Source organism: Bacillus sp. OV166, assembly GCF_900177675.1.
GTDB lineage: Bacteria > Bacillota > Bacilli > Bacillales > Cytobacillaceae > Neobacillus.
On record NZ_FXWM01000001.1, the window covers coordinates 2,313,237 to 2,332,470 of the forward strand.

Genomic DNA, 19,234 nt, shown 5'->3' on the forward strand with positions numbered 1-19,234 from the left:
CTAGACTATACAAAAATAATAAAGGGTGATTCTATGTCGACATCATTTTTTCAATTCTCTGTTCGAACGGTTGTAAATAGCGGGGCGGGATCAAGAACTTTGCTTCCTGAGATGATAAAAGGGCTTGGGGGTAAACGTGCAGTACTTTTCACGGATAAGGGTTTAACCCAGGCCGGAATTACAGCTCAAATTAAAGAATTATTTGAAATCATGCCGGGTAAGCCTGAGCTGGTTGGAGTGTTTGAAGATATCGAACAGGATGCAAAAGGCGAAATTATTAATCGCGGCGCTCGTTTCTTTAAAGAGTGCAACGGTGATTCCTTAATTGCTCTTGGCGGCGGCAGCGTTTTGGATACGGTAAAAGGGATCAAGTGGATGCTCCATAAAGGTTTGGATGATATACGTGATTCACTTCTTACCGGAAATGTGATGGGGTGGTGGCCAGAAGCCCAATATATTTTTATTCCGCATGTAGCTATTGCGACAACGGCGGGAACAGGTGCTGAAGTATCACCGGTAGCCGTAATCCTTAATGAAAAGCTTGGAATAAAAACAAATCTTCTTCATCCATTTATCAATGCAGATATGGCTATTCTGGATCCGGATTTAACGGTAGGGCTTCCTTCTAAAATCACTGCCTTTACAGGATTTGATGCATTAACTCATGCAGTGGAGGCTTATTTTTCACAAAAGGCCAATCCGATGACAGATGCCTATGCAATTCAATCGATTCGAATGATTGTAGACAATTTAGAAACTGCTGTTCGAAAAGGGGACGATCTTTCAGCAAGAGCGAATATGCTAATGGCAAGTTCGATGGCTATTTCTGCTTTTTGCCTTGCGATGAATGCGGTTCCAGTTCATAACATGGCACATGCGTTAGGGGCAAAATTCCATATCCCGCACGGGCTAGCTAACGCTGTATTGTTGCCGAATGTAATGGAGTCCTTACCAATGTACTATTTGCCAAGAATTACAGGGTTTGCCCAAGCGTTGGGTATCGCAAATCCATCAGAACAACCAGAGAAATGTTTAGAGGAAGTTGTCCAATATTTAAGGGATCTCCGCAAAGCAGTGAATTTGCCAGACACTTTTGGTGAATTTGAATGTAACGAAGAGACACTTCAACATTTGGTACCAGCTGTTCATAATGACCCATCCGGAGTTTTCTATAAGATACCAGCCACGATTATCACCAAAGTAATAAATGAAGTTTTCGAGGTACCTGCGATAAAGGCTTAATCTCGTTTACAAGATGTAAAGCGCTAATTTTACATTTCATAATCTGGCAATCTAGTTATATGGAAAACACTTGAAAACTCCTCTTAATGTTTGGTTGGTGACCTGACATTATAGCCAGGTAGTCAAAAGTGTTTTCCTTTTTTTAAATCTTAAAATAATAATACTTGGAGGTTTGTATGAAAAGTAAAGTTTCAACTCAACCTATGTCCGCATCTTCTTTTACAAAAAAGGCAAATTTAGCAGTGTACGAATCTCTAAATTTTGATGATTTACAGGATTTCGTAGATGCAAACCGAGGCTTTATTGCACCTTTAGAATCCACCATGATTAAGGATGAATCTGGGGAAATCATCTGGGACATCGATAAGTTAGAATTTCTAAACGACACGGCTCCTGACACAGTGAACCCAAGTTTATGGAGAAATGCACAATTACAGGCTATCTCGGGTCTGTTTGAAGTAGTAGAAGGGGTTTATCAAATACGTGGACAATCAATCGCCACCACTTTCTTTTTTGAAGGTAAACAAGGAGTCATTGTCTGTGATGCATTAGGAAGTAATGCATCTGCTAAAGCCGCAATGGAATTATATTTTAATCATCGACCAAGAAAGCCAGTTTCAGCCATCATTATAAGTCAAAGTCATGCGGACCATTTTGGCGGTATTCAAGCCGTTCTAGAATATGCAGAGAATCCAAATATTCCAATTATAGCTCCCCAATATTTTACAGAAGAAGCGTTAAGTGAAAATGTGCTTTTAGGGACAATCATGGCGCGTCGAGCAGAGTATCAGTTTGGTAAAAATTTACCAGACGGCACGAAGGGCTCCGTATCTATAGGTATAGGTAATACGATGAGTTCAGGGACGATGAGTTTTGAGAAACCTACTGTTGAAATAGTAAATGAAATCCAAACGATGGAAATCGATGGGGTAACCTTTCAATTTTTATTAACTCCAAACACAGAAGCACCGGCTGAAATGCATTTTTATATCCAAGATTACAAAGCATTATTTGTCTCAGAGAACGCCAATAAATTGATGCATCAAATTTATACGGTAAGAGGGGCAAAAACCCGGGATGCCCTTCATTGGGCTAATTCACTCGATAAAACCATCGATTTATTTGAAAATGAAGAGATTGATGCATTGCTCATGATTCATGCATGGCCAATTTGGGGTAAGAGTCAGGCATTAAACCATTTGAAATTGCAACGTGATTTATATAAATATATGCACGATCAGACAGTTCGTTTAGCCAATCAAGGATATACGATGGATGAAATAGCTGAAACAATCAAACTTCCAAAAGCATTGGATACTTATTGGGGGAATCGTGGGTATTATGGTACGTTAAAGCATAATTCAAAGGGAATTTACAATTTTTACTTAGGTTATTATAGTGCTCATCCTTCAGATTTAGATCCCTTACCACAAGTGGAAACGGGGCTTAAATATGTAGAATACATGGGTGGGGCGGCTGCTATTTTGCAAAAAGCAAAAGTGGACTTTGAAAATGGTGAGTATCGCTGGGTAGCTCAAGTATTAAAAAATGTCGTAATGGCAGACCCAGAAAATTCGGAAGCAAAAAATTTATTAGCAGATGCATTCGAACAATTAGGATACCAAGCCGAATCAGCCAATTGGCGTAATATTTATCTTGTTGGTGCATCCGAACTAAGGGATGGAATTAATAAAGATAATTCCCCATTAGATGTTTCTGGAATCATTAAAAATATGCCAGTAGATGAATTCTTAAAGCTGATCGCTGTTAAACTAAACGGTCCAAAAGCAGATGGTAAAAAAATAATGTTGAATGTAACGTTATCAAATTCCAACCAACAATATGCAATTTATTTAGAAAATTCTGTTTTAATTTATAAAGCTGGTAAGTTAGATGCTGATCCAGATGTTTCCTTAGCTCTTGATCAATTCACATTCTATGGAATTGGACTTGGCCTCCTTTCACCAGAACAAGCAGTAGCAGCAGGTAAATTAATCATTTCTGGCGACCAAACGAAACTGAATGAATTTTTATCACTTTTAGATGAGTTCGACCGGTTACCAAATATCGTAACTCCTTAACTAACTGAGAAAAATCATTTATGATTCAATTTTTTCACTATAAGCACCTGCTCAATCTTGCGCGCTATTAAGGCGGGCAATGCAGGTGTTTTTTCTCCTTAGGTATGATTGCTAATTTTTATCGAAAAAAATGAATATATTTGGTGAGAGGCAGGAGTTTGAATGAAAAGTTGGACGAAATGGATTATTTTACTTGCACTTTTTATTATGTCTATTGTTAATTTTGCTGATAAATCCATTACAGGTTTAGCCGGAATTCATATTATGAAGGATTTGAATCTAACTTTCTCTCAATTTGGAATTGTTGGAAGCAGTTTTTTTTGGTTGTTTTCATTAGCTGGAATATTAGGGGCTTCTTTATCAGACCGTTATGGAACGGGAAAGATATTGGCTGTTATGGCGATTATTTGGACCATTTCGCAATCAATGGTGCTGTTTGTTTCAGGCCTTCCACTACTTTTATTTACTAGAGTATTACTAGGTATAGGAGAAGGTCCTTTTCAAGCAACTGCTGTCAGTCATATTAGTAAATGGTTTAAACCGGAATCACGTGGATTAGCCATATCAATCTTAAATTTTGGCAATGTTGTGGGCATAGCTGTTACAGCCCCGATAGTGGTTTTTCTAATGTCAAATTATGGTTGGAAACAAACGTTTTTTATTTCTGGCATTCTTAGCTTTGTCTGGTTAATTGGTTGGCTTTGGCTCGGACGGCTGAAATCAGATGTTCCGTTTGAAGAGGAGGGAAGTAAACAGGAAAACAAACAAGAGACAAATAGGAAAGACATCTGGAAAGCGTTACGATCCCCTATTTTTATTTTTACATCCTTAGCGGCATGTATCGGCTTTTCTTTTATTGTCTTTGGACTTACCTTTAATCCCGCCTATTTAATGAAAGTTAAGGGGTTCACCGAACAACAAGCTGGAAAAATTATTGCTATTTCCGGATTAATATGCGCTATATTTTCATTAGTACTGGCAATCATTTCAGATCGAATATACAAAAAAACTCTAAATTTATGGAAGTCGCGAATTCTTTTTTCTGCCAGTAGTCTGATTCTAGCAGGCATTTTTTACGCGATATATCCCCTTGTTTCTGGAAGGGTTCGATCATCATCGTCCTTTCTATAGTGTATACGTTAGCAGTTACAGCTGCAAACCTTAATCCTACAGTAATCATTAGTTTACTTCCAGAGCGGAGAGGTGTTATGACAGGTACTTATTATGGAATAATGACATCCTCAGGTATTTTTGCTCCCATTATTTTTGGAAAGCTCATTCAAGCTTCAGGTGCAAATCCAGCAGTGGGTTTTAGCGCATCCATTTATGGAATCTCTGTTGCTTTGGTGGTAACAGCTGTGTTCATGTTCCTTTTCGGAAAGCCAAAACAACGAGTCTCAACTAAGATTGATAAAAGAACAGTGAACCTTTAATGCCAACTTTGATTTGTGATTATTTCACTGGACTAATTACTAACCTAGACTTCAAACTAAACCAAAATCTTTAATAGATTTTTAAAAGGATGGGAGTAAAATGGCTGCAAAAAAAGATAATTTAAAAGAATCATTGAAAGAGGAAAAACAGGACGAAGTAATCACTGTCGATGGCGAAAAAGAAGCATCGCTTTCTAGCCTAGACCTGCTCTGGAGACATGCATTTCATGAATTAGATGAATGGGCAAAGTGTACTGATCATCGCGACGATGTCTTCTTAAAAGAGGTTAGACGATTCTCTGAAAGTGTACAACGGAATCAGGGAAATATTAAAGCAATAGCAGAGCAATTTACAAAGGAATTGACAGAATGGGAAAAGATTGCACGAGATGAATTTTTAATGTCAACCACCACCTTGCAGCATTTCTTTCCGATTTGGTCTTATGAGGAAATGAATGCGCATTTTGATCAGATTCAAAAGACGGTATTGTCTCTCTTAAGTACTCCGTGTCAAACAATGGCAAACTGCCAGGCGATTGAAAAATACCTAGAAATGATTGGTCAATATATTGATCTTAGGAAAAAAGGAAGAATGCAATATATCAAAACTGTTAAACAAGCTGGAAATCCGCTCTATGAATATCAAAAAGGATTTGTCAATCTGTTTGCAACACAATTCAAAGAACTTATCTTCCCGCTAAATAAATATATGGAACAAACGGAAGAACCTACAAATTCTTAATTTAAGGAGAACAACAACATGTCAAACGAAAAAATCTTTGATCCATTTTTTAAATTCAACCAATTGAGTGAAATGTGGGACAAACAAGTAACTGGCCTATTATATAACCTTACAGACAACAAAGAATTTGTTCGCACAGCAAGTTCAGGCCTCAACACCTATTCATTTTACCTAGAGCGACTTAGAAAGAACCAAGAGCAAATTGCGGCACTATTGAATATCCCGACAAAGAAAGATGTCGCGAATGCCGCAAAGCTTTCTATTCAGACAGAAGAAAAAATTGATATTTTAGAAGAACAAATTTGGAAATTACAAGACAGTGTAAGCTCCATTTCTAAAGAAAATGTAGGAATGTTCGAAGAGATATTAAATATTGTCATGCAAATGAAGAATGAATTCCAAAAGATGGCCCAAGAGGTGGCGGAAACGCAAAAAATGAATGATGACCTTCAGGAATTGCGGAAAGAAATAGAGAGAGGTCTCATTGAAATAGAGCGAGAAAAGCAGAAAAAAGAACCGGGAAAAAAGCAGGATAAAGATCAAGTGCTCACCGGTATTAATAAAATTAAATAACTTCGAGGAGAGCAGTGATAATAATGAAAGCATTAGGAACAAACCTTTTTCCAATCTTAAACTTAGAAAAAGAAACGAAACGGTGGAATCAGCTTTATAAAATTATGACCGAGCCAAAGCCAGAGATTGTACCTACACCGAGACAGACTGTTTGGAAGAAAAATAAAGCAACCTTATGGTATCATCCTGCAAAGGAAAAAAGACATGCCATCCCAGTATTTCTAGTCTACTCCTTGATAAATAAGGCGTACATTCTTGATATCGGTGAAGGAAGCAGCGTTGTAGGCGGACTTACCGAGCGCGGCTATGATGTCTACCTATTGGATTGGGGGTCCCCTGGGCTTGAAGATTCTGATATCACCCTTGATAATTATATCATTGATTATTTGGAGAACGCCCTTAAACGAGCTTTAAGACATTCAGGTGCAAAGGAAATATCCCTTGCCGGTTATTGCCTGGGTGGAACCATTGCAGCCATCTTGGCTTCCATAACGGAACTGCCAATTAAGAATTTATCCCTTGCAGCCGTTCCAATCGATTTTAGTATCGGCAACTTTCCAGATAAATTGCTGGAAGCACTACAAAAAGGGCAGCTAAGTCTTGATCGTTTTGCCGATGCACATGGGACCATTCCATCAGAAATTATGTATTTGTTATTTAGGATGGTATCACCGGGTTTTGCAAGTTCTAAAATCAATCTGGTCACCCGTGCACATGATGAGAAATATGTAGAAAAGTGGCGCCGAATGGATAAGTGGACGAAGGACTCTGCTTCGTTTGCAGGTGCTGCATTCAAACAGATGTTTAACGATCTCTATAAAGACAACAAACTCTTAAAGGGAGAATTGGTGATTGGCGGTAGGAAGGTGGATTTAAAGAAGATAAACTGCCCGCTTTTTGTCTTCTCTTGCTCACGTGACACACTTATATTAGATAAGCAAAGTCTTCCGTTGATGAACCTTGTTTCAAGTAAGGATAAAACTTATGAGGTTTATGAAGGTGGACATGTTTCACTGGTCTTGACCGGGGTATTCGCTGATGTTTGGGATAAGTGGCTTTCGGCTCGATCACAGGAAATTCAAGAAGTACTTGTATAATTTTTAATTTACAAGCATAAAAGATAAGCGGAAAGGATATATATCCTTCCCGCTTATCTTTTATAGGCAGCAAAGTTGAAAAGCCAAGAAGTAACGACAGGAGAAATTGGCCCATTGTTGATAAAAAAGGTTTTCAATTTATCAATAAATTGGCCATTTTTAATGCTTTACCAGTTTTTTTCTTTTCAAGATAATAATTAAACAATTCTTTTTTTGAACGTTTAATTAAATAAACAAAACCAAATTTTTCAAACAAAGGTAATGAATGCTCTGACAAGTATTGATGGTATTCCTGTTCTTTATCTTGAATTAAAAAACTAAATAAGGTAAATAAGTTAATATATAATGGTTCATTTTTCTTTAGAGCTGTTTCTAGTCCTTCTTTTGCCAGTTGTAATAATTCATCCTTTGGAAGTAAACCCCCATAAAATGCACTGTTTATAAACCCTTCTAAAGAAAGTAAGTATGGGAATGATTCATTATCTTTTAGACTCATTGACTCTTTATAGTATTTATTGGCTGGTTCATAATTTTTTCTTCTATAGTATTCAAAAGCTAAGTTGTGTAATACCCTTGCTTTTCGAGCTGGTGAATGACAAAGGTCACAGCTTTTGATTAAGTTTTCAAACCTCAGAATGGTCTCCTTAAAATCTCCATCATCTTTTACTTGAATCACCATAAGCATTTCTGCATCGATCACTCTAGGATAGTTATTAATTTCTTTAAAAAATTGGCGCGATTTATCTGCGAAAAAATAAGCCATAACGGGTGATTCAATGGAATGATACGCGACTGCTAAATGATAGGTATATTCCTTGTTATTGTAATCTGCCTCATTAATTGATTTTAATGCTTGAATTGCTTTCAGATTTTCATGTTTAGCTAAATAATAAACACCTAAAATATGTTTAAACAAATTAGCTTCGTAGGATGATAATTTATGTTCTTTCTTTTGGATTTCCACAATGATGTCTGATGCTTCCTCGGTCAAATTATGCATTAGTAAATATCTAACCCGAAGTAAATTGTAAAAATAAATATAATCAGAGATTTGTATTAAATCTTCTTGCTCAAGTTCATGATTAATAAGGTCCATTTCTTCAAATAATTGCATGACAAGAACATCATGCCAATGATTTAATCGCTTTTTTATATTTTTAAGTTTTATTATTTCATTTTCGATCGTAATTCCTAGCCGTTCGGATAAAAGAGTGACGATTTCAGGTGCATATTCAGTATGTAATCGTTCTATTTTACTAATATGTGTTCCAGAACAAATCCCTTTTCCTAATTGCTCTTGAGTCATTTGGTATTTTTCCCGATAAAACTTTATGATTTTCCCCTCATACATATTGAAATTCTCCTTTTAGAAAAATTATATTTTGATAGTTTTGAGTATAGGAAAACCAAGATTCCCCCAAGTACAAAAATGATTTTCTCTATATAATATAAAAAATGTCATTTTCTAGTAATATATCTTGATAAATAATCGTCAATTCTTCAAAGTTTTACAATTTTCTACAAGGTATTCTTCAAATCGTATAGTCGAATTAGGACAACTCGTAGAACAATTCCCCCAATTTACCGTTGAAAAATGCTCGAGTACAATAGGAATTAATAGAGTTATCTAATTATTCATACTCTTATTTTACACTATCTTTCTTTAGGGAGGAAAGCGATGCTCATAGGAATATGTAACCATTTTATTAAGTGAGCCTGCTAGATTGTTATTTTTAAAAAGTAAAAGTGTTAAAATTTGCAGCTGATATCAAGTTTAAAGAAGGAGCGTTGAATAATGAAACTTCGAAAGAAACAAAAATTTCTAAATGTTATGGTAACAGGTGTAATAGCATCCAGTTTACTTACATCTTATTTAATGCCTCAGCAAAAAACATATGCTATATCAAATTCTGCAGAATCGATATTAAAAGGACTAACTGAAGAACAACGACAGTCTATAAAACGAATAACCCCACAAGAAGGATTCATCATTGATCCAAGTTTATTGTCACTTAAAGATAAAACCGCAAATGTCATTGTTGAGTTCAAAACAGCTCCGGTCGAAAATGCCCAGCAGTCAAAATCAAAAGGTACATCTAAAAATAAAGCAGAAAAGATAAAAGGGGAACAAGAACATTTTAAACAACGATTAACTGAAATTTTTAAAAAGAAAGAGGAGTTAAACCAAAATAAAAAAGAAAAGTCAATTAAATATCAAATTAAACAAACTTACCAGAATGTATTTAATGGAATGGCTATGACGATTCCTACAAATGAAATTAATACCTTGCTTGAGACTGGTGTAGTAAAAAGGATTTGGAAAGACAATGTCGTTAGGTTACCAATAAATGAATCGACTACTACTAAAGAACCAACACCTGGAAAAGTAATTCCACCAGCGCTGCCTCATATAGGAGTTGATCGTTTACATAATGAGGGCTTAAAAGGACAAGGAATAAAAGTTGGGGTACTTGATACAGGGATTGACTATAATCACCCTGATTTAAAAGATGTTTATAAAGGCGGATATGATTTTGTCGATAATGACTCCGATCCAATGGAAACAACTAGAGCGAAATGGCTTGCATCTGGTCAACCTGAAACGATAGATGGTAGTTCATACTATACAGAACACGGAACTCATGTTGCTGGAACAATCGCATCTAACCCTAAAAATGATGTTGAATATGCAATGACAGGTGTAGCTCCGAATGTTGACTTGTATGCCTATCGAGTATTAGGAGAATATGGATCAGGATATGATTCATCGGTTATCGCAGGAATAGAAAGAGCTGTAGAAGATGGAATGGATGTTATTAATCTATCATTAGGTAATGGTATTAATCATTCCTTAGACGCTACATCTGTAGCCATCAACAATGCCGCATTAAAAGGGGTCATACCAGTAATAGCCGGAGGAAATGCAGGGCCAAATTCTGGTACGTTAGGTTCACCAGGTGCTTCTCCACTAGCAATCACTGTTGGTGCTAGTGATGTGCCGACTGATATTCCAACCGTTAAAACAAGTTTGGCAGATATTTCAATTCAAAATACTTTAATGGGGCATGGCCTTGGTATGGATTATCTACCGTTAATGGATAAAGAGTATGATGTTGTTGAAGTAGGAATTGGTACAGAAGAGGATTATACTGACAAGGAGATTAATGGAAAAGTGGCATTAATTTCTCGTGGCACGATCTCATTTGATGAAAAAATCCGACGAGCTCATGATAAAGGTGCTGTAGCTGTATTGATTTACAATAATGAGGATGGAGAAATTCCATTTTTCTTGGGTGAAAATCATGGCTATGTCCCAACATATAAAATGTTACAGGCCGACGGAGTAAAACTTTCAGAAAAATTAAAAGCAGATCCTACAGCTAAACTTAAATTAACAGACTTACAGTCAAATATGTCTACAGGTGATGTGTTAGCAGATTTTAGTTCACGTGGACCAGTAAATAATAACTTTGATATTAAGCCAGATGTAGTAGCACCTGGAGTCTCGACATTCTCAACTGTTCCAGAATATATTAATAGTCCAGAAGATGGTGTCGATTATTCGAGTGGTTATGCTAGTTTAAGCGGAACTTCCATGGCAACACCACATGTAGCTGGAGTTGCAGCCTTATTACTACAATCCCATCCAGATTATACAGTTGCCGATGTAAAAGCTGCGCTTATGAATACGGCTGATCCATTAAAAGGTCGTACTTACAATGTGAATGAAGTTGGTGCAGGACGTGTAGATGCTTATGAGGCAGTTCACAATACAACGTTATTTGAAGTACAAAATAAGACGACTACCTTAGATGAAGAAGGTTTAAAAATAGAAATCGAGGACATCTCAGGATCTCTACCTTTTGGTAGTATTGCACAATCAAATGAGACTCAAAATAGAACAACCTCGATTTCTATTAAGAATTTAAGTAGTGAACAAGAAACATATCGTACAAGAGTAGAATTCTTAACCATCGATGGAGTCTCTAAGGAAGCTGGTAAGAATGGTGTAACGCTTCAATTACCATCTACGATTGAAGTGAATGGAAATGAGAGTAAAAATATTAATGCAGAAATATCAATTCCAGCCGATACAGAATTTGGTATATATGAGGGATACATTTATATCGAAAATGAGTCGAAAACTGCAGAATATCAAATTCCTTTCCATGTTCGTTATTCTAAACCTGGATTCGAAAAATTAGAGTTTTTTAAACATGCGATAACGAATGACCTTAGTAACTTTCATCCGTATATCGAGCCGTTTACACCAGTCAGTTTCAAGTTAAATAGTCATATGAAAACGATTGATGTAGTGGTTAGCGATCTAGATGGAAAACCAATTGGGTTTTATGGCACATTTAATTTAGAAAATGCGTCAGTTGATACGGATTACTTAATATTTTTCGGATTTTCAGGTGAAGTAAAACATTTTACAGGTGATCCGAATAAACCTTTATCACTTGAATATGAACCACTTAAAGAAGGGAAATACATTGTTTCTTATATTGGTACAGGGGTAGATGGTAAAACATATAAAATCGATAATGACATGGTGATCGATAATACCGCTCCTACACTTGAATTTGATAAGAAAACAGGAATCAAAGAGCTCAATAGTTCAGATTTAACAACTGAAAATTATGATGGACAAGATTATACAGCCTATTGGGTGCATGGAAAATTATATGATGATACGATTGACTATTTAAAAAGTAGAGGTCATGACATCACTCAAGAGGCAAATACCGCGTACGCCTATCAAGATTCATATTGGCCAACAGCTGAATTTTTCCCAAATGCAAATGGTGAATTTAAATTTGGTGTCTTACCAGAAGAATACGCAAACTATCCAACAAATGTAGCCATCTATACTTATGACTACGCTACTGCAGGAAATCCGACTTTCCCAGACTTTACTTTTATTAATAAAGGGGATAAATATTCCACAATAAAACCAAATTCAAAAAGTGTAAGTCTAGGATCTGAGTTTGTAAATACATTTACAGTTCAAAACGCGAAAGATTTAACAAGTGCTTCTGTAACAATCGATGTCCCTAATTTCTATAAAGTTGTAGACGTTAAGCCATCAAAACAGCTAGATGAGCTTGCAAAGAAAAATAATTGGACAATTAATGTCGCAAAGCCACAAATTACAGAAAACACTTGGTCTAATCTTTCAGCATTTGCTGTAGATATTTCAGATAAAAAGACAAAATTACCAGTTTCAATTAATGATGATATTGATTTATTGGATATCACACTAAAAGTAGTCGATGACCATAATTACATGGTAGAAGGTGCATTTTATTATCAAGAATCTTCCTATCAAACAAGTTCTGGTAGTAAGTCTTCATTACCAACTTTTGCTGAAAGGTTTAAATTCATTTCACAGCACTCATGGTTCGAAGGGTACTATCATGGTGAAGCAGTTAATTTAGATAATTATGATTTAGATTATTCAAAGATTGGAACAAAAGCTTATCTAGTTGATAAAAAAGGTAAAAAGTACCCTGCTGATATTTCAGAAAATGGTTATATGACAATAACGGATATTCCCGCCACGAAGGATGAATATACATTAATTGTCGATATTCCTGGGCATTTCCAATACAGCAAAAAAGTAATTTTAAGCAGGACAATCGATGGAATAGTTCAAGGTATTTTTTATAATGTCTATACGGATACGGCTGCTGCTGGAGATGTAAACGGAGATCATGTAATCGACATTTATGACGCAAAGCTTGTTGCAAATAATGCTGGAATTTCCGGGGATAGATTGAAGGAAGACCTTAACAAAGATGGAGTCGTTGACATTATTGACTTTAATTATGTCGAAAAGAACTTCATGTCCATCAATCCATACTTCCCTACATCCAATAAACCAGTTGAAAAAACTAAGAATCTAACATTAGAAGAATTGAAAAAAAGTTTTAATTAAAAGGCAGGAAATCATAAAACAATGCTTCGGTTGGAAGAATGATACGGTTAAACGATTAAAAGAAGTAGAGAATAAAAGAATTGTAGATAGTTATCAACTTTGATCCCAAAACCGCACGGTGATTCATCCACTCGTGCGGTTTTTTCGTTGTTTGGCTTTTCTTCGGCAACATTTACATAGATATTAATTAGAAAATTCGAATGTCTGGACATCTCTTTTAATAAAGTAAAAGTAAACGGGCGAAAAAAGGCTTTTTAGCCGGAAAACAACCGGCAAGTTTCATATTACGTAAAGTAAAAAAATATGTGCTTTTTAAATAAAAGGGAGGGGTAAAATGCTGCATATTGTAGCCTGTATCAAGCAAGTACCTGACACCAAAATTATCAAGATGAATCCAAAGACAAACACGATGGACCGGAGGACGGCGCCTGCGATATTGAACCCGTATGATGCCCATGCTGTTGAAGAGGCGGTTCGTCTAAAGAATAGGTATGGGGGAATCGTATCTGTTGTTACAATGGGGCCGCCTCCAGCGGTTACCGCAATTAAAAAGTGTATTGAAATAGGCGCCGATGAGGGCTATTTAATCACGGACCGCCGGTTTGCGGGTGCGGATACATTGGCAACGAGCTATGCCGTGACAAAGGCGATTGAAAAAATAGGAAAACAACAGCCCGTAGATTTGATCATTTGCGGAAAAATGTCCATTGATGGTGATACCGGGCAAGTCGGACCAGGAATTGCACGAAGGCTCGATATTCCACCGCTGACTTCTGTGAACAAAGTAGTGGAAATTAATCAAGAAGATGGATATGCCATTGTCCATCGCAAGTTGGAGGATGGATATGAAGTCGTCCGATCCACATTGCCGTGTTTGTTTTCCGTTGAAAAAACAATCAATGAAGTGCCGTATTCTCCGTTTCCAAACATGATAAAAGCTGCCAGATATAAACCTCATATCTGGTCTGTTGATGACCTGGAAGAGGTTGATGTGAAGCAGCTTGGTTTGAAGGGATCTCCAACGATTGTCTCCAAAGTTTGGGCTCCACAAAAGCCGGCAGGGGGAACGTTCCTTGAAGGCAACCCAATGGCACAAGTAGAGCAGTTGGTCTCTGTCATGCTTGAAAAGAAAGAATTGTTTGAATCAAAGGAGGAAATGTAATTGGATTTCCAAGATTATAAAGGTGTTTGGGTGTTCATTGAACAAAAAGATGGAGTTGTTGCTTCCGTATCCCTTGAACTATTGGGGGCCGGCAGAAAGTTGGCAGACAAACGGGGAGTGGAATTGGCCGGTATTCTAATTGGGGAAAATGTTAAACATTTAACGAAGACCGTTTTTGAATACGGAGCAGATACAGTGTATGTATATGATCAGCCCATCTTTAAGCATTACAGGACCGAGTCCTTCATGAAGGCGCTGCTGGAATGTACTGAAAAATATAAACCAGAAATTATCCTCTACGGGGCCACCTCAACAGGAAAAGACCTGGCAAGTGCGGTAGCCACCGATATGCCGACAGGTTTAACGGCGGACACGACGGAGTTGGATGTTGAAGAGGAAACCGGGCTACTATTAGCGAGCAGGCCGGCTTTTGGCGGAAATATTATGGCGACCATTTTATGTAAAAAATATCGGCCCCAAATGGCGACAGTACGCGCCAAAGTCATGAAGGCGCTGACCCCAGAGTCCGGGAGAACAGGCAAGATGATTGAAGAAACAATATCCCTAAAGGAAGAAGATATTCGGACAAAAGTCTTGGAAATTGTAAAGGAAACGGTAAAGAAAGTAAGAATCGACGAGGCGGACATCATTGTAGCAGGAGGAAAAGGTTTAGGGAGCTTCGAGGGATTTCAATTAATACACCACTTGGCGGAAACTCTTGGAGGAGCGGTTGGTGCCAGCAGGGATGTGGTGGAAGCGGGTTGGATCGATCACGCTCATCAAGTAGGACAAACCGGTGTGACGGTAACACCAAAAATTTATTTTGCAATTGGAATTTCCGGTGCGATTCAACATATTGTGGGAATGAAAAATTCCGGTTTAATTATTGCTATTAATAAGGACAAAGAGGCGCCAATTTTTCAGACCTGTCATTATGGAATTGTTGGCGATGCATTTGAAATCGTTCCTATTCTAATCGAACAGTTTAAAAAGGCTTTATCCAGAGAAAAGGTAGGCAATACCAGCGAAGGTTGATGTAATAATACCGGGACGAGAAACATAAAATAGAAATTCTCAAAATGGTCGGAGTCTAAAGTTCCCACAATGAATTATTTGTTACTCACGATAACTCTATAATAAAGCCTCATGGTGAATTTTCACCCATGAGGCTTTTTCCTATATATACCTATAATTGAAGCTTAATGAAATCTGAAATAGATGGATAAATACAATCGCTAATTGGAAAGATAAATTAATTAAAAGGGGATATTTTATGATAATAACAGCCTTTTGCCATCTTTTCTTTAATTCCATTCTTTCATATCTAATTAAGTGCTGACAAAAAATAATTAACGATATTTGGATGTTTACATTTCATTTTAGCTGTTGTTTTATACTATAGTTGAGTTCAAATACAAGATGGTTAAACAATATCAGTAAACAGGAGATTTAAATGGAAGATACACTTATACCTATTCTGAGAACAGCTGTCAGCTTTATGCTTTTAATACTTGTTACTCTGGTTATTGGAAAGCATATTAACTCTCATAAAAACCACTATAGCTTTGCCTTATCCATTACGATTGGTTCCTTTATAGCTAACATGGGGTTTGATACGAATTTAAAGTTCAAAGAAATGCTAATTTCATTTCTCGTATTAGTTTTAATGTTTTATTTGTTCATGGTGTTATCTTCTAGGAGTCGAAGTTTTAGAAAATGGTTATCTGGTAGACCAACCCTGCTAATAGAAAAAGGAAAATTACTAGACGAAAATATGAAAAAGGTAAAGTTCTCGATTGACGACCTTAATCAGCTTTTGAGGGAAAAGGATATCTTTAATATATTTGAAGTGGAATACGCATTACTAGAGGTGAACGGGGAATTATCCATTCTTAAAAAGATACCGTTTCAAAATGTAATAAAAAAAGATTTAAATTTGCCCAATTCATCAGAGTCGCTGCCAGTTGAACTAATTATGGACGGGAAAATCATCGAAAAGAACGCTGTCGGCATCTATAACCGTGAGTGGATTGAAGCTGAATTCAAAAGAAGAAATTTACGAATAGAAGAAATTTATTATGCTGTAGTCAATAGCGGTGGTTACCTTTTTGTAGACAAATATGAAGATAAATTAACTTCACCTACAGATGTTGAATAATTTGGAAAGGCTAATTGAAAATAGGAAGGAAACAATTCGGTTTATACGAACAAAAAATCCCCGGAATTTGTCAAAAGGGGATTTTTTGTTTGCAAAGGAAAAGCACAGTAGTTAACAACTACCAAAAAGGTCCAACTGGTATAATCGCTTCTTTATGTTGATTTCCTATTTTCCTTACTTAAATGAAAAAGCATATACAGCTGCTTAGCAAGAAATTGCGGTGTATAAGGCATGTCCTTACGCAACCAAGCTACGATCGTGCCGATAAGAGCTGAAGAACCATGCCAAATAGCAATATCCCTTTGGATATCGGTAGTAGCGAGCAAGGAGTCTATCTCTGTTCTCTCTGTTATTGATTTCGTTAGGATATTTAATAACCGCTCTGTAAAGATTGGCGTTCGTGTGGAACCAAGAACAACTTTATAGAATTTGGCATTCTCGGCTATATGTTCAAGCAGGTTTATTAGCTTCAACGAATCAATTTCTTCAGTTGAATTCATGTTTGTTGTCGTACGCATCATAATGCACTCAATATCCTCGGCCATTTCCTGCGCCATTTTCTCCAGCATGTCTTGTATATCATGATAATGTAGATAAAACGTAACACGGTTGATGGTTGCGCGTTCCGCAATCCGGTTAACCGTTATTTTATTTAATTCCAACTCCTGCAGTAAATCTATTAAAGCGTCTTTTATTAATTGGCGTGTACGAAGTACCCGAGGATCTACTCGCTTCTTTTCATTGTCTTTCATTTCTAATCACCATTCCTATTAATTGGTAATTTACAATAATTTTAGTTCTGTCTATTTTTTTTGGCTTTCTCAACAAAATTGAAATAAATGATAACTAATTTACACTTCTTAAGAAATTGTCTGTTGTCAGAACCAACGATCTTATTATAATGTAATTTATACAATGTTAATTATTAAACACATTGTAAAAAAAGTCTATATTCAAGTTAGAAAGGATAGGAGAGAATTGAAAAATAATCCTAAAACTGTCACAAATTCGATAAAAAAAGGACCTATTATGTTCATTATGATTTTAGGTGCTTTCATTGCAACCTTAAATCAAACACTCATGAGCGTCGCCACTCCCGAACTAATGGTTGAATTTAACATCTCAGCTGCAACGGCACAGTGGTTAACGACAGGTTACATGCTCGTAAACGGTGTCTTGATTCCCATTACGGCCTATTTAATGCAGCGGTTTACCACACGTCAGCTCTTTCAAGCTTCCATGTTTATCTTTCTAGCCGGAACCATCGTTTCAGCTATAGCAAAGGGCTTTCCTTTATTATTGACCGGACGCATGATTCAGGCGGCTGGTGCAGGAATCATCATGCCGCTGCTTACGAATGTCATTCTGACCATCTTTCCTCCCAACAAACGAGGAGCTGCTATGGGGATGGTCGGGCTTGCGATTATTTTCGCCCCAGCCATTGGGCCTACAATAGCCGGTTATATTATTGAAAACTACAAATGGGAAACGATGTTTTACGGGATGATTCCATTTGCTGTCATTGTTATTGTATTGGGATTCATTTTTCTCCGAAATGTATCTGATCGTATCAAGACAAAACTGGATATCCTAAGTGTTGTCCTCTCTACCATTGGTTTTGGTGCCTTACTATATGGTTTCAGCCGAGCTGGAAGCCTTGGATGGTCGGACATGGAGGTACTAAGTACGGTCGCAGTAGGCATCTTGGCCCTAGCACTCTTTTCATGGAAGCAGATGAAATCGCAAAATCCGCTACTTGACTTGCGTGCATTCAAGTATAATATGTTCTCCTTAACAACCATTATCAATATCGCGGTTACGATGGTGATGTATGCAGACATGATGCTGCTTCCGCTTTACCTTCAGAATATCCGTGGTTACACAGCAATTGAGTCCGGTCTTCTCCTTCTTCCAGGTGCGCTAATAATGGGCTTCCTCATGCCAGTTACAGGGAAGTTGTTCGATCGCTTTGGCGCAAAATGGCTAACTGTTATAGGAATGATAATTACCATTCTGACAACGATGGGCTTTACCAACTTGACAGATTCGACAAGTTATACCTTTTTGGTTCTGATGTCAACAGGGCGTCGCATTGGGATGGCCTTGATGATGATGCCTTTACAGACCGCTGGTTTGAATCAATTGCCACAAAAGTTAAGTGCTCACGGAACAGCCATAAGCAATACAATTCGGCAAGTGGCTGGTGCTGTCGGAACTTCACTTCTCGTTACCGTTATGTCAGACCGAACGAAATCACATCTGCAGGATATGGCTCCTAATGCAGCTGCTAAAGGCTTTACCCAAGGGCAGCTTATTAAGGAAGCCACCATTCAGGGTATTAATGACGCCTATCTTGTCATTATTGGGATCGGCATCATCGGATTACTTCTTTCCTTCTTTATCAAGAAGGTAAAACAAGCTTCCGAATCAGAATCTAAAGCGAACTTGGAAAAGGTAACAATAAAAAATCTACGAACAAACTAAATGGTTTATGATCCATAAACAACTTCTAGAGTTTAGGCCAGAGCTGTCATTGTGACAGCTTTTTCTAATTATAAAACTGATTGATTATTTAGTATAACTACTTCAAAAAGCTGCCGGTCATTCCAGGCAGCTTCATTCTTGTAATCCACCGTTCATGTTTCTTTAGTTATTCACTGTCGTGATAATAAAAATTAGTGTAACAGAGGGTCAGAAGGTGGTTGTAACCGTAAAAGGTAAACATATTTATAGAAGGATAATGTCGAATATTAATTTATAATAATCTAAATTTTTAACATCTTTAGACATATAGAATAGAAAAAT

14 protein-coding genes are annotated in these 19,234 nt (G+C 37.0%); 12 read left to right on the forward strand and 2 right to left on the reverse strand.

What is annotated here, in order from left to right; translation table 11 throughout:
* Nucleotides 1-33 precede the first annotated feature (33 nt).
* The 7 genes from CCK98_RS11105 (at nucleotide 34) to CCK98_RS11135 (ending at nucleotide 7,168) form a co-directional block, all read left to right on the forward strand.
* Entirely contained in the window at nucleotides 34-1,242 is a 1,209-nt protein-coding gene (locus CCK98_RS11105) for an iron-containing alcohol dehydrogenase (protein ID WP_088090366.1), read from the forward strand.
* A 176-nt stretch (nucleotides 1,243-1,418) separates the two neighbouring features.
* The gene (locus tag CCK98_RS11110; RefSeq protein WP_088086635.1) at nucleotides 1,419-3,323 is read left to right on the forward strand and encodes an alkyl/aryl-sulfatase; all 1,905 of its coding nucleotides are present in this window, start codon (nucleotides 1,419-1,421) and stop codon (nucleotides 3,321-3,323) included.
* A 162-nt stretch (nucleotides 3,324-3,485) separates the two neighbouring features.
* On the forward strand, nucleotides 3,486-4,454 hold the full coding sequence (locus CCK98_RS11115; protein ID WP_088086636.1) for an MFS transporter: 969 nt from the start codon (nucleotides 3,486-3,488) through the stop codon (nucleotides 4,452-4,454).
* Nucleotides 4,455-4,531: 77 nt separating this feature from the next.
* Nucleotides 4,532-4,756 (forward strand): hypothetical protein, encoded by a 225-nt coding sequence (locus CCK98_RS11120; protein WP_142292148.1) that lies wholly within the window; start codon nucleotides 4,532-4,534, stop codon nucleotides 4,754-4,756.
* Between the two features lie 100 nt (nucleotides 4,757-4,856).
* Entirely contained in the window at nucleotides 4,857-5,498 is a 642-nt protein-coding gene (locus tag CCK98_RS11125) for a hypothetical protein (protein WP_088086638.1), read from the forward strand.
* Between the two features lie 18 nt (nucleotides 5,499-5,516).
* Nucleotides 5,517-6,071: a polyhydroxyalkanoate biosynthesis repressor PhaR gene (locus CCK98_RS11130; protein WP_088086639.1), complete on the forward strand. Its 555-nt coding sequence runs from the start codon at nucleotides 5,517-5,519 to the stop codon at nucleotides 6,069-6,071.
* A gap of 23 nt (nucleotides 6,072-6,094) precedes the next feature.
* Nucleotides 6,095-7,168, forward strand: coding sequence for an alpha/beta fold hydrolase (locus CCK98_RS11135; protein WP_256942316.1), 1,074 nt, complete (start codon nucleotides 6,095-6,097; stop codon nucleotides 7,166-7,168).
* Between the two features lie 133 nt (nucleotides 7,169-7,301).
* Here CCK98_RS11135 and CCK98_RS11140 read toward each other — a convergent pair whose 3' ends face one another.
* Entirely contained in the window at nucleotides 7,302-8,519 is a 1,218-nt protein-coding gene (locus tag CCK98_RS11140; RefSeq protein WP_088086640.1) for a helix-turn-helix transcriptional regulator, read from the reverse strand.
* Between the two features lie 444 nt (nucleotides 8,520-8,963).
* Between CCK98_RS11140 and CCK98_RS11145 the strand changes: the two genes are divergently transcribed.
* From CCK98_RS11145 to CCK98_RS11160, 4 genes are all read left to right on the forward strand, one after another.
* Nucleotides 8,964-13,109 (forward strand): S8 family serine peptidase, encoded by a 4,146-nt coding sequence (locus CCK98_RS11145; RefSeq protein WP_088086641.1) that lies wholly within the window; start codon nucleotides 8,964-8,966, stop codon nucleotides 13,107-13,109.
* A 334-nt stretch (nucleotides 13,110-13,443) separates the two neighbouring features.
* Nucleotides 13,444-14,271 (forward strand): electron transfer flavoprotein subunit beta/FixA family protein, encoded by an 828-nt coding sequence (locus CCK98_RS11150; protein WP_088086642.1) that lies wholly within the window; start codon nucleotides 13,444-13,446, stop codon nucleotides 14,269-14,271.
* Nucleotides 14,272-15,306, forward strand: a complete 1,035-nt coding sequence (locus tag CCK98_RS11155) for an electron transfer flavoprotein subunit alpha/FixB family protein (RefSeq protein ID WP_088086643.1) — start codon at nucleotides 14,272-14,274, stop codon at nucleotides 15,304-15,306.
* A 418-nt stretch (nucleotides 15,307-15,724) separates the two neighbouring features.
* Nucleotides 15,725-16,429 carry a DUF421 domain-containing protein gene (locus CCK98_RS11160; RefSeq protein ID WP_088086644.1) on the forward strand — a complete coding sequence of 235 codons (705 nt, stop codon included), beginning with the start codon at nucleotides 15,725-15,727 and terminating at the stop codon, nucleotides 16,427-16,429.
* Nucleotides 16,430-16,581: 152 nt separating this feature from the next.
* On the opposite strand, the gene CCK98_RS11165 is transcribed toward CCK98_RS11160, so the two are convergent.
* Nucleotides 16,582-17,181: a TetR/AcrR family transcriptional regulator gene (locus CCK98_RS11165; RefSeq protein WP_088086645.1), complete on the reverse strand. Its 600-nt coding sequence runs from the start codon at nucleotides 17,179-17,181 to the stop codon at nucleotides 16,582-16,584.
* A gap of 277 nt (nucleotides 17,182-17,458) precedes the next feature.
* Here CCK98_RS11165 and CCK98_RS11170 point away from each other — a divergent pair, with 277 nt between their 5' ends.
* Nucleotides 17,459-18,913, forward strand: coding sequence for a DHA2 family efflux MFS transporter permease subunit (locus tag CCK98_RS11170; RefSeq protein ID WP_256942317.1), 1,455 nt, complete (start codon nucleotides 17,459-17,461; stop codon nucleotides 18,911-18,913).
* The last annotated feature ends 321 nt before the right edge of the window (nucleotides 18,914-19,234 follow it).